The organism is Pseudobacillus wudalianchiensis (assembly GCF_001685015.1).
In the GTDB taxonomy this organism is placed as follows: Bacteria; Bacillota; Bacilli; order Bacillales; family Domibacillaceae; genus Pseudobacillus; species Pseudobacillus wudalianchiensis.
The window spans coordinates 104,980-117,509 of sequence record NZ_MAYT01000027.1; the positions used below are offsets into that span (position 1 = coordinate 104,980).

Here is a 12,530-nt window from a genome sequence, read left to right on the forward strand (position 1 = left end):
ATGACGAACTGGACAGGGGTTCTATCACTGGACCTGGAAGAACGGAAGGGAAAAACGGTTGCTAAAAACGTATTTTTCCAAGGGGCATTTAAAGTAATGCGGCCAGTGTACCACGATGATACAGGCCAAGTGTGTTATTACTTATTAAATCCCGGCGGCGGATACTTAGATGGTGATCGGTACCAGATGAAAATTACAGTTAATGAAGGTGCGAGGGTCACTTTAACGACTCAATCCGCAACGAAGGTATATAAGACTCCTAAGGACTATGCCTACCAGGAGACTGAAATTTCCTTAAAGAAAGGCAGCTATCTAGAGTTTCTTCCAGATCCGCTAATTGCTTATGAAAACGCTCGGTATCAGCAGAAGAATATTGTTCGAATGGAGTCTGGAGCTACTTTTCTTTATACAGACATTCTTACTGCAGGCTGGTCTCCAAGTGGTGAAAGATTCACCTATGATACTGTGCAGCTAATAAATGAAGTTTATTTAGACGGCGAACTTGCTGTATTTGATCATATTAAGCTGACACCAGCTAGGCAAAACATGGCAGGGTTAGGCTTTCTGGAAGGCTTTACCCATCTTGGTTCTATGATTGTTGTTAGTGAAAAAACGAATAGCGGCCTCTTAGACAAATTGTACGAATTAATTTGTTCTATTGGCTCCAATCGTATAAAGTTTGGCCTTTCAAAACTGCCTGTGGAAGGCTTCAGCATACGGATTTTAGCTAATTCTACCCAGATAATCGAACGAGTATTTGCAGAGTGCCATCGCTTGATCAGTCAGGAATGGTTTGACATAACCCCACGCTCGTTAAGAAAGTATTAATTAATTAAAATCCGACAGCATTAATAGCTGTCGGATTCTTTTTGAAAAAAAATCACTTTTCTTCAAAAATACAGATTACTTTGCTTAAATTAGGGAAACGATTTAATTAGACTACTTTTTAGGGGGTTTAGGCAATGACTGCGGAAAATAAAGATGAACCAGTACTTGAAGATTTTGAGGTGGAAACCGTATTTCCGAACCGTGTTCATGAAAGATATTCCTTTACATTTAAAATTGAAGAAGATGAGTTTAAGGGTTATTTCCATGAAGACACCATTCAATGGATGCATCCTCACCCACAACAAATAGTGAGCAAAGAAGAAATGGCTGCGATTGAATCCACTATATACGAATTAATGAGACAGCATGGGATTTCCAGCCGTGTGGAAGATTTAGAGATTAAGCCTGCCTTTGAAGACGAGGTGCATGAACGCCACCAATTCACATTGCAAGTGCAGGGAGAGGAATTTAAAGGGTTTGTTCACGAAGGGGAAATCCAATGGTTTCATCCTCAGCCTCAACAAAAGCTCGAAGATAAACATGTTGAGGCAATCGAGAACGAAATTCATGAAAAAATAGCCGATCATATAAAAGAAAAAGAAGGCCGCTGATATAGGGCCTTCTTTTTTCCTGGGCTTATTTTATTTTCATCTCATTTTTCGGTGTTCCAGAGGCTACCAATCCCACAATGCTCAAGTGTTTGTGTAGCCATTCTATTCTTATTCACTCTGTTATTTCAACTAGCTGTGTCTTTTTACACGTAAGATTCCAATCTTATCCTGTTCGGAACCGTTCCCATGCATTATAACTTTACAGCAGCTTGTGCTCCTTCCCTGATTGCGTCGTGCAGTCGCCTAGGAGCGATACTGTCTCCAATTTGAAAGAGTTTGAGTTCAGGAGCCGCTGATTGAATCTGTTCGTAAAGGCGGTTATCCCCTTGTTCAAAACCAACTAGGACGACGAGTTCGTTGTCTTCTATTAAACTTCTGTCATTAGACCACATATCGTTCAAAACGAGTTGTCCGTTGGAGGTTACGGCCAATTCCTTATTAGGCAGGTGTATAATATGATTCTTTCCTAAAAGGCTATACATCTCAGCTTTTCTCATATCATCTAATTTATCGCTGACGGACCAGTGTGGTGTTGCGATTGCCACTCTTTCAGCCCCTTTTCCCGCCGCATAAATGGCTGCGCTTGCGCCACGATACCCACCTTCACGATCATAAACAATTACTTTCATGCCGGAAGTGATAGCGGTCTTTCCATCTAAAAGGTCTGCTTCTGTCACTACATCGACTTTTGTTTTAGTCTCATTTAAAAATGGATTAAACTGGTTGGAACCAGTTGCGAGTACGACTACATCCGGATGCAAGGACAGAATTGTTTCCACTGTCGCGTTAATGTTCCTGTGCACCCTAACCCCAAGTCTAGCAGTTTCTTCTTCCAACCATTTCACATGCAGTCCGTAATGAGGCCTTTCTTTAGCGGCTGAAGTCAATAATACTTTTCCACCTAATTGAACGGAGCTTTCTAGAAGGATCACTTCATGCCCTCTTACAGCCGAAACACGCGCTGCTTCCAATCCGGCGGGACCGCCGCCTACAATCACGATTTTTTGTTTCTTTTTGGCCGGGGTTATATTATAGAGTGAATCGTCTTCAATCGCAGGATTTACCGTACAAATCATCGGCATTCCTGAATATAATCGTCCAATACATCCTTCACTGCAGGCGATGCATGGGCGAATTCTAGAAAATTCCCCTTTCTGAGATAAATTCGGCAAATCAGGATCAGCGATGATGGCTCTTGTCAAACCAATTAAATCACATTTTTCCTGCAGCAATGCTTCTTCTGCTTGATAGGGGTCAAGAACTCGGCCGGCAACCAACACGGGAACGGAAAGATGTTCCTTCATCATACTAGCAAGATCATTAAACAATCCGCGCTCAAACGTATCTCCAGGGACTACAGCCGCTTGGGCTTTATACGTTGCACCTGTACTTCCATTAATATTAAATAAATCAATACAGCCTAGTTGATCCAGCCTTTTGGCAATTTGCAACATATCCTCCTGATCAAGGCCCAGTGCATCGGTCATCGGATCTCCAGTCATTCGGAAACTAATAATAAAATCACTCGAAACTGCAGCCCTAACCGCTTCAATGACTTCAATGCTGAATCGCATTCTTCCTTCAAAATCACCGCCATAACGGTCGGTACGATGATTTAATTTCGGACTCCAAAACTGTTCAATAAGATGCCCGCCAAAAGACGTTACCTCAATTCCATCCCACCCGCAGTTTTCCAGTCGCTTCGCTACATCCGCAAAAGCCTGAACGATATGGGGGATCTCATCCGTACGCATTACATGTGGAACCTCATTGTGAACACCTTCCGGAACCCATGATGGAGCGAAAATTGGTTTTCCGTCTACCACAGATGTCCCACGTCTTCCCATATGGGTGGCTTGCGAGATAAGCAGCGCACCGTGGGCATGTACACGGTCAGCAAGGTCCTTCAAGGCTGGTTCGTTTCGTTCATCCCAAAGACTAATAGACCCATAAGAAGCGGAAGACTCTTTTTGGACAGAAGCGGAGCCGAAAGTCATGATGAGCCCTGCTCCCCCTGCCGCTTTCCGTTCATGATATCGGATATGCTGCTCACTCAACAAACCGTTTAGATCCCATCCCGTTGCATGAGCCGTAGAAACGATCCGGTTCTTCACTACTTTTTTACCGACTTTTAAAGGACTAAACAGCTTCTCTAATTTGGTTTCCTTTGTCATATTCATCAATGCAGTTTCCCCCTTTAGCCTTCTTGAAAATAAACCCATCCCTAAATGCGATAACTAAAACCTACCCCTAGCTTTTTTGCCTTCTTATAAAGATAGTTCGCCACACACGCATCAAAAAGCGCCATACTAACCGTTTTAAACACAATCGGTCGCGTTCTGTCGGCTTCCACCTTTTTTTTCTGTTCCAAAAGGTCTGACATCAGTATCACTTGTTCATCCTTCACCCATCCGTTTTTTAACGGATCAATGATATCTCCACACTCCACTTTTCCTTGCTCAGAATCAATATAGTAATAGTCAACTCCTTCAAAGAGCGCTCTTGGAAACTCTCTCATATCGTGGTCGTATGACCCTACACCAATCACTACTTTCCCTTTATAAAGCGAAGGAACGTTTGGAAGTACAGGCGTCAGCGATGTGGTGGCAGTGATGATGATATCCGATTTTCGAATCAGTTCTTGAACATCCTCCACCGAAATGATCTCCAGTTCCCGACTGGATAACCGGCGGAATTCTTCTATAAACGGCTTCAGTTTTTCTCGAGTTCGGTTATATAAATAAACCTTTTTGACAGATGTGGCAGAGCACGCTGCCATGAGTTGATAGATTCCTTGATATCCTGTGCCGACCAAACCGACGGATTCGGCATCATGCCGAAATATTTCCATGGCTACTCCGGATACGGCACCCGTTTTAATGGCAGTCAGCACCGTTCCATTCACAACCGCCAAGGGATCCCCCGTTTCCAAATCATTCACCAACACTACCCCTTGGGTTACAGGGCTTTCCCTGTTTTGGTTTGACGGATACGAAACGACTACCTTTAAGCTGATACAATCATCGGCCAAGCACGGCATTAAGAGATAGCGGTCATCTTCTTTCACTTTTGCAAAAATTCTTTCCGGCATCTGGTAGTCTTTTTTCGCATAAATGCGATAAGCCTCTTTTATTACCCCCATTGCTTCATTCATAGGCAATAACCGCTGAACGTCTTCTCCGGATAATAAAAGCAATATGGACACCTCCCCTCTATATATGCTGATTTAGCAATCGTTTTAGGAGTATCAAAAAAGATTTTTCTCCATGGTTCACGCCCCTTCTATTCCGGATAAGTGACTAGCTCCAGCCAGTTCGGCTTATCTATTACCGGTTTTCCTGAAATCGCGGATGTTACACAATCTTTCATGCTTCCAAAGTAAACACCTTTATTGATCAGACCCGGCCCATAATGGGCAAATTTCCCGGAATTTGTCATAACTACCTTTGTTGTTTTTGGAAACATGGCTTCATTTAACATGCATAGGCATATATCTGTACTGAAACGTGCTCCAAACCTCTCTATTTTTTCTACAAGCCCTTCAATCTCCGCTTGAGAATAGACATAGCTGCTCGTTGTAATTAAAAAGTCAACTTGAGAATTTATTATCTCTCCCTCAACCAGCTTGGCTAATTCCCTGCATTCATCCAGTGTAAAATGTGGACTTCCCATGACAACAAGATCCAAGGAAGAACCATCGCTTGTTGAAAGGTTTTCCCATACGGAGAGTAATTCTTTTTGAGAGATTCGAAGGGTCCGTTTCGGTTCTTTTCCACCTAGTGCCTGCTTCAACGTTTTTGCCTCTGGCGTAATTCCAACCATATGATACATACCTACGGCACCTGAAGTGGCTATGGTTGAACTAAAGTACTTTAATTGTTCCAATGTAGGCCTTTCTTTGATCCCCTCAATAACGGGAATATCCTCTCCTGCATGCTTGCCAATTAAATATCCCAGAACGGTATAAAAGGAAGTATCCACTTTTCCGACATTCGGAACTTCTACCAGGAAGGTTCCAATCCGATTTTCTTCTTCATGTAATCCGGCCAAAGGAACCCTACCAGTAATCGCCGCGCAAATATCCATAAAATCACCATGGCGGTTTGTCCTTGCTCCGAGAACACTGTTTGCATAGGCAATGGCATTAGATTCGGCCCACATAATATGTTCCCCTAAACTCGGACCGTCGGGAAAGATGTAGGGGGTACAAGAGAAGATTGGTTTGACCCCCATTTTTTCAAATGCAGCAGCCAGACGGGTGGCATTGCTGGCAAATTCCTGATCAATCCCCTGCTGTATATACCTTTTTCTATCTACAGAAATAGCATTAATCGTCGTTGGAACCGACACTTTGGCACCATATTCCACGAGTTTTTCAATTGCTTCTAAACTGGGGATCCCTGTATAGATCGATCCTCCTATATGTGCGTGGGTAATATTCACAAGCTCGATTGCTCCTTGGATTTCTGCCATCCGGATAATGATTTTCATAGCAATTTGTTTTGCTTTTCCTTCTTCTCCATTTAGCATTCGCTGATCTCGTTTCGAAAGATTAATAGAGCTCATCTTCATTCTCCTTCTTGATACAGAATGACTGTTCCATCTGCAAAGATTTTAGCTTTTTTAGCCTTAACGGCTTCAGCAAAGTGATGATTATTTAGGACAATAATCGGAATCTTCTTATCAAAAAATTCTTCACAGACGACCACACCCAAAGCAAGGATTTCATCTGTTTTATTTAGCAGCAACCCGGCTGGGGCATTCCCCGTAACGATTGCATCTAATAGAACCGGACTCCCCGTGCTTGATCCCTTCCCGCACGGCATAGCTAAAACTTTGGATGCCAGGCTTTTCCCATAAAGGGAATGACGCCGGTCAATCACTTGGCCGCTAGCCGGGTCAAACCCTCCCCAGAAACTTAACATTTCATTGGTTCCTGCAATTTCCCCCTCTGCTTCTCCTCCAACCAACACATTTCCTGCTATACAAATGCTTTTCCCTAAATTCGGTTTCTGTTGTGCCACAAAGGTTCTCCCTTTCTAATTAATAGTTTTGTTCGATGTAAAGCTGTCTTGCTTCAAGCTACTGAATTTGTTGATGGAACTGGCTTGCGTTAAACTCATATTCTTTGTTTCCGGAGCCATGAAGAGCGAGACTAAAAACCCAATGAAAAACAATGCCCCGCAAACATACATCGTAGCGGCCAAGCCATAGTGCGCCAAAAAGGACGGAAAGAAAAACGTACCAATGGAAGAGGCAATCCGGCTTATCCCTGTGGCAAAGCCCATTGCCGTACCGCGAATATGGGTTGGGAAAAGCTCATTAGGGTAAATCCATTGATGAATCCCCATGCCGGTATTAAACGTTCCATAGACGATAAAAAGAACGAGGATTAAAGCAAATGACAAGTTCAACCCAGAGGTTGCTCCCATTACGAATAAAGTGATAGATGACACTAAAAACGGCCAAATCAGCGTAGGCCTTCTTCCGTATTTCTCAACAAAATAAAGAGCAGGAATCAAGCCGGCCAGATAGACGATGTTGATAACCGCTGATCCAAGGTACTCCCTCGTTCCATTGGCAAAACCAAATTGTGCAAGAATTTCGGGAATATACGTACCGATCGCAAAGGTGGGAACAACTTGAAGCGACCAGAAAACCGCCACGAAAAGCATCCATTTCCCATAACCATTTCGAAACATATCGAGAAAGGTAGTTTTCTCTTTGGTCTCCGGTTCCTCTGACATTATGACCTCCTCCCCAAATATTTTCCGTACAATAGCGTTTGCCTCTTTTTCTTTCCCTTTATTCGCCAGCCAACGAGGGGATTCCGGCATATTTAAACGGGCGAAAAGCAAGATGAGCGCAGGGATTGCACTACTTAAAAGCATCCATCTCCAGCTTGCATCTCCGATGGACAGCATAAAGTAACCGATCAAATAGGAAATAGCATAACCGATGTACCAGAGTCCCACGAGTCCTCCAAGTAAGGCTCCACGATTTTTTTTCGGCGAAAACTCCGCCATCAAGGTTCCTGCAATTGGATAATCAGCCCCTACTGCAATACCTAAAATAAACCGCAAAACAACCAGCTGCATAGGATCGTCGATAAAAAATTGAAGGATTGACGCAAGAGCCATAACTAGCAAATCGATGATAAACATTGTCTTCCGACCAATGAGGTCTGTAATGTAGCCGCCTATCATGCCTCCAACAAACATACCAACCAGCGTTGCCGTTCCAATCAGTCCCATCACGGTTAAAGACATATTGAATTGAAGCTGCATGACAGAAAGCGCTACCGCAATAATTCCGATAATATATCCATCGAGGAAAGCACTCCCACCAGTATAGGCAAACATCTTAAAATGAAATCCACTTAAAGGCATTTCCTCCATAGTGCGGACTTTATTCATAAATTCCCTCCTGTAATTGAGTAATTTTTTTTCTTTCGGGTCCTCGGTTTCCTATGATGTTGTGAGAGTGAAGTTCCTGCTTGGCATATGAAGCAATGTTTGAAATGATTATCATCAATTTTGAAGAGTGATGCGTGATGATCGAAGAATGTTTAGATGTAATGATACAAACTGAAATGACATTGGATTTTGAAAGCGCATTCTTTTGTAGGCGTTTATTGTTTTAAGTAACCATTCAATAGTTGTGCATCATATCCCCCCTTAATAGTACCGTGTATTAACAAAATGAATTGAAGGAACAAAAATATTCATCGATGAAAAAAATAGAATAAATATTCCTCTCTTGATAATAGTATACTGTTTATTCAAAATTTTTGAACTATTTTTAAAACTTTTTTTGTGAATTTTTTTCTTCGTGGAAGAAGGAAGACCTTTTTTCGTAAAATTAAATCACTACCACACAATTCACAGAAAAGAGGTCTTCCCTATGAGCGAGTTCACCACAGGCATTATTGAGGCTCTAGCAAAAATAAGACATTATCGAAGGTTTTTATGCTCATTTGGAAGCGGCAGCCAATAAATCAGAGGCGAGTGATACAGTTTCAAGAGAAGCAATTTATTCGGCTGCCGGTAATGCTTGAAATGAAAAACTAGATAAGGTTGACAAGAAAAGGAATTTGGGATTTATGAAAAATTATTAACGCTCTCTTTCCTTCTTCCCCCCCACATATTTAATCCATCACATTCTGTTTTTCTTTTAAAACTTCCATTAAATTACGTATTCTTAAAATCGACTCATTGGCGTGCCGTTTCCCTAATTCGATGACCATTGCCTCTACAAGTGCAATGATAGGGATGATACTAAAATGCTTATCACTACATTCCACTTTTAAAATAGCTGTTGCATATTGGGCGATGGGAGAAGATAAGTAATCGGTAATAAGGATCACAGGGATTCCTTTCCCATATGCTATACTTGCCGCATCAATCGTACGCTTAGTATAAGGAGAAAAACTAAAAACAATAAAGACCTCATTTTTTTCAAACTGTAAAATTCGGTCAATCATAGACTCACTGTCATAACTTAACTGTCTCGTTTTTGATAGAAACTCCTCAATTAGCAGCTCCATATAAATTGCCACAGCTTTATACGGACGCAAACCTAATAAGTTAATTCTTTCGGCATTTTCAATGAGGTCCATTGCTTTCTTAAAGTTTTCCATCAGTTGTGGAGTAAGTGTTTGATCGAGCAAGGAAACCCCTTCTTGCCAAACATTTGAAAGGGATAGGTACTCTACATCCTTATCGCCTGCGGAAAAAGATTTTTGAACGCTTTCCCATTTATCAGAATAATTTACTTGGATATGATGAAACTCTTTTTTTAAATCAAAGAAGCTGTCAAACCCTAAGTTCTCCACTAATCGCATTACTGTAGTCGTACCAACCCCTGCTTTATTAGCGAGTTCTTTAACTGTTAATAATTCAATACCCTGATGGTGATTTAACAAATAATTGCATAACTGTTTCTGCTTATGAGGCAACTGGTCTTTAACAGAAATAATTTTGTCTAATATATTCATAATGCTATCCTCTCTCTCTTAGGTAGATTGCAGCAAGTTCTAATAACCTATTGAATCAGAGGCCAGGCTTGGCCTTCTAACTTCATGCTCACTCTATAAAGAAACGGCAAAAAGGGGCACCTTCTTGTAAAATGTAAGTCCGACCAAACATTCACAGGAAGAGGTGTCCCTATAAAACAGAATACCATGTTCCAGAATTTGATTCAAAAATTTATTTCTGACGAAAAGCTCCAGCCTGTTTACATAAAAAAAGTTATTATCTTAAAGTTGATAGCTAAAAAGTAATTGTCAACATTATCTGTCCAATAAAAGTTGCCAAAGATAAAAATGTACAAAGAGTAAATAATCTCTTGTTGCGCTAAATATACAAATCTTATACATGTAAAGCTTTACTGAGGAAGATTTATATATGCTGACAGGACTCTTATCTATTTTGACATGTCCCATTCAATTTGGGGATCGAAAATTTTTATGGAGTAAGCCGAACCTATAAAAAAGTCCTTTTCAAGGAAAAGAAGTGATTAATCGCCTGATTTAATTCCTTCTTTTTAGAGAGGACAAAAACATCCACCCGGGACAGGCAGTCCTTAGGTGGATGTTTTAATTTTATTGAATATATCGGCGGGCACCCGCGTATTCTTCCCCATAGCCCGATGTTTCAATCGGATCGATCCGTACGTGTGTAGAGCTGTTAGGGGAGTGAATCATTTTTCCATCACCGATATAGTAGGATAAGAACCCGGCGCCTTATCATGTTTCCATGACAGGTTTCCAAGAACTCTCCCCCGAACCGTACGTACATGTCTCCATGTATACGGCTCTCCACTTAATCCTAGTCTAGCTTCCCACTGTGTAAATCTTTGTGACACTTCGTGCATAGAGCTACAGTTTTGCGTCGTCTTCCAAGCATCCACTTTTCCCATTTTGTTTTGCCGCTTAACTCTTTCATTTTTCTTACGTGGTGCATCTCAAGGGGAACGTCGGTTTTGTCACACCATTCACATTGTCTTGCCTTAAGTCTATCTACCAGACTTGTTTCTCCCTTGAGCTTTTGCTCATTCGGAAGTAAGTCTTCTGTTATTTCAGTGTTTATTTTCGTATCGCACTTGAAACTTCCGGAGTACAACGTACTCTTTCTTTGTCCCTTTTTAGTTTCATACGTTATTGTAAACACTCCATCATGGCAGTATTTTTCTATTATTTTGTTTATGGTGGACTTATACTTATTAGCGAAGGTTTTGTACAGGCTATATTTCATATGATAGTAGAATTTGTTAAGCACACTTACATTCTTCGCTAGTTTGTAATAGTTGTACATTCCTCTTATTTGCGCGTTGTAGATGCTTAGAATTTCTAAATCATCGAGACCGATTAAACTTGCTCTGTGAGTAGGCATCCAAGTACCCTTTGGCGTTATTTTTAAAGCTCCTATTTCTTTTAACTTATCAACCCATTTTTCTTGCGGTACGTATAAAGTGCAAGTATAGGATTTAGTTCTTCTCATTTTCCTATCCTTACACATTTTTTTATCTTGATTACGTGAAATAATCACATCATATCCTAGAAATCTAGCTGGTTTGTTAGAATGCGTGATAAGGGTTTTTTCAATTGAAAGTGTCAAGTTCAGTTCCTTACTTAGAAACTCAGATAACAGATCTTTTATTTGTTGTGCTTCTCGTTTGCTCCCGATGATTCCTATAAGAAAATCATCCGCATATCTTGTGTAGTACATTCGTTTATATTCTGCGTCCTCAGGTTTAACAGCTGAAGTTTTGCTTCTTAGCTTTCTCAGCTCTTGTATCTTTGATGTGATTTTCTCTTGTTCGACTGGACTTAATGATTCATTATGCAGATGCTTTTTCAGTTGGAATAGCTGTCGGTTAATTTTGTTATATTGAGTGTTCACTTTTCTTTTGATGCCCTTATTAAATTCACTTATTAACTTTTCCGCATATTTATCTAACTCGTTTAGATAGATATTGGCTAGGATAGGGCTGATGATTCCACCTTGCGGTGTTCCACTATATGTTTTGTGATAGGTCCAATTTTCTAAATAACCTGCTCTTAGAAACTTCCAAATTAGGTTGATGAACTTCTCATCGTCAATTCGTTTCTTGAGAATGTTCACCAGCTTATGGTGATTGATATTATCGAAGAAGCTTTCTATATCTCCTTCAATAAACCATCTTGTTCCGTCAAAAGTAGTTTTGACCTGCATTAGAGATGTGTGACAGCTTTTGTTTGGACGAAATCCGTGAGATAGTTTCGAGAATGAACTTTCATATATAGAGTCAAGTATCATTCTGAGTACTTCCTGTACTAGTTTATCGTCTATTGAAGGAATACCTAACGGTCTTCGCTTCCCATTCTTTTTAGGTATATATGTTCTTTTTACAGGTTGTGGTTGATAAGTTTCAGCTTTTAACGCTTCGATAAGGTTGTCTATTCGTTCTAAGCTCATACCATCAATTGTTTCTCCATCTATTCCCTTTGTCATGTTTCCTTCTTTTGCATATATTTTCTGATATGCTAAGTAGTAAAATTCAGGGTTATATAGATTTCTATATAGGCGTTTAAAGGTATAAGTAGAATCTTTAGACTTGGAAACTAGACTGTTTAACACATTGTTTGGACTTCTCATGAAGCCTCACGCTCCTTCCATACGTTGTATTAAACGATTAAGCTGTTTCCCTTCGCCATGTACTAGGTTTTCCCTAGCCCGGACTACTACGGAAACTCCGTTATCATATGAACTATTCAGACTCTTTAAGTCATAGCCTTATGGCCTGCTCACTTAGATAATCCCCGTTTAGTACTCTGAAGATAGCTTGTTATAATGTCGGATGTGACTTTCGTCTTTTTCCCTTCACTAGGGCTGCGTAACTCGTAGAACATACGGGAGGACTCGCCATTTATTAGTCGCCCCTTTGAGTTATATGACGTCTTCTAGTTACCTTTCGTCATAAGCCACGTTATACTCGCTCAGACTATCATTCAAGCAGTTTAGCTTTCATCCTCGTTTATAACATTTCGCCTTGCCATTCAGTCGTGTCATGGCAACTTGACAACTTATGGCTTTCCTAACATGCTACACT

Annotated in this window: 9 protein-coding genes and 1 pseudogene; 2 read left to right on the top strand and 8 right to left on the bottom strand. The window is 40.7% G+C overall.

The features are described 5' to 3' along the window. Complete coding sequence (locus A8F95_RS13660; RefSeq protein WP_065411006.1) at positions 1 to 828, top strand: urease accessory protein UreD; 828 nt, start codon at positions 1 to 3, stop codon at positions 826 to 828. 134 nt (positions 829 to 962) lie between these two features. Next, positions 963 to 1,439, top strand: coding sequence for a hypothetical protein (locus A8F95_RS13665; RefSeq protein WP_065411007.1), 477 nt, complete (start codon positions 963 to 965; stop codon positions 1,437 to 1,439). A gap of 191 nt (positions 1,440 to 1,630) precedes the next feature. Here A8F95_RS13665 and A8F95_RS13670 read toward each other — a convergent pair whose 3' ends face one another. The 8 genes and pseudogenes from A8F95_RS13670 to A8F95_RS13695 form a co-directional block, all read right to left on the bottom strand. Then, the gene (locus A8F95_RS13670; RefSeq protein WP_245671381.1) at positions 1,631 to 3,619 is read right to left on the bottom strand and encodes an oxidoreductase; all 1,989 of its coding nucleotides are present in this window, start codon (positions 3,617 to 3,619) and stop codon (positions 1,631 to 1,633) included. 44 nt (positions 3,620 to 3,663) lie between these two features. Next, on the bottom strand, positions 3,664 to 4,635 hold the full coding sequence (locus A8F95_RS13675; RefSeq protein WP_065411008.1) for an ornithine cyclodeaminase family protein: 972 nt from the start codon (positions 4,633 to 4,635) through the stop codon (positions 3,664 to 3,666). Between the two features lie 86 nt (positions 4,636 to 4,721). Continuing rightward, positions 4,722 to 6,005: an aconitase X gene (locus A8F95_RS13680; protein ID WP_176713700.1), complete on the bottom strand. Its 1,284-nt coding sequence runs from the start codon at positions 6,003 to 6,005 to the stop codon at positions 4,722 to 4,724. 2 nt (positions 6,006 to 6,007) lie between these two features. Further along, positions 6,008 to 6,463, bottom strand: coding sequence for an aconitase X swivel domain-containing protein (locus A8F95_RS21740; protein ID WP_077247373.1), 456 nt, complete (start codon positions 6,461 to 6,463; stop codon positions 6,008 to 6,010). 15 nt (positions 6,464 to 6,478) lie between these two features. Continuing rightward, positions 6,479 to 7,855, bottom strand: coding sequence for an MFS transporter (locus tag A8F95_RS13685; RefSeq protein ID WP_065411009.1), 1,377 nt, complete (start codon positions 7,853 to 7,855; stop codon positions 6,479 to 6,481). A 731-nt stretch (positions 7,856 to 8,586) separates the two neighbouring features. Beyond that, positions 8,587 to 9,435 (bottom strand): MurR/RpiR family transcriptional regulator, encoded by an 849-nt coding sequence (locus A8F95_RS13690; protein WP_065411010.1) that lies wholly within the window; start codon positions 9,433 to 9,435, stop codon positions 8,587 to 8,589. 606 nt (positions 9,436 to 10,041) lie between these two features. Beyond that, positions 10,042 to 10,161, bottom strand: a pseudogene (locus A8F95_RS21940) (peptidase P60); the annotation flags it as partial. 106 nt (positions 10,162 to 10,267) lie between these two features. Further along, the gene (locus tag A8F95_RS13695) at positions 10,268 to 12,076 is read right to left on the bottom strand and encodes a reverse transcriptase domain-containing protein (protein ID WP_065411011.1); all 1,809 of its coding nucleotides are present in this window, start codon (positions 12,074 to 12,076) and stop codon (positions 10,268 to 10,270) included. Between the last annotated feature and the right edge of the window lie 454 nt (positions 12,077 to 12,530).

What these genes read in the sequence shown, in the direction of transcription:
- A8F95_RS13660 (WP_065411006.1), top strand. Translation starts at nt 1, where the DNA reads ATGACGAACTGGACAGGGGTTCTATCACTGGACCTGGAAGAACGGAAG.
- A8F95_RS13690 (WP_065411010.1), bottom strand. Translation starts at nt 9,435, where the DNA reads ATGAATATATTAGACAAAATTATTTCTGTTAAAGACCAGTTGCCTCAT.
- A8F95_RS13680 (WP_176713700.1), bottom strand. Translation starts at nt 6,005, where the DNA reads ATGAGCTCTATTAATCTTTCGAAACGAGATCAGCGAATGCTAAATGGA.
- A8F95_RS13695 (WP_065411011.1), bottom strand. Translation starts at nt 12,076, where the DNA reads ATGAGAAGTCCAAACAATGTGTTAAACAGTCTAGTTTCCAAGTCTAAA.
- A8F95_RS13685 (WP_065411009.1), bottom strand. Translation starts at nt 7,855, where the DNA reads ATGAATAAAGTCCGCACTATGGAGGAAATGCCTTTAAGTGGATTTCAT.
- A8F95_RS13670 (WP_245671381.1), bottom strand. Translation starts at nt 3,619, where the DNA reads ATGAATATGACAAAGGAAACCAAATTAGAGAAGCTGTTTAGTCCTTTA.
- A8F95_RS13665 (WP_065411007.1), top strand. Translation starts at nt 963, where the DNA reads ATGACTGCGGAAAATAAAGATGAACCAGTACTTGAAGATTTTGAGGTG.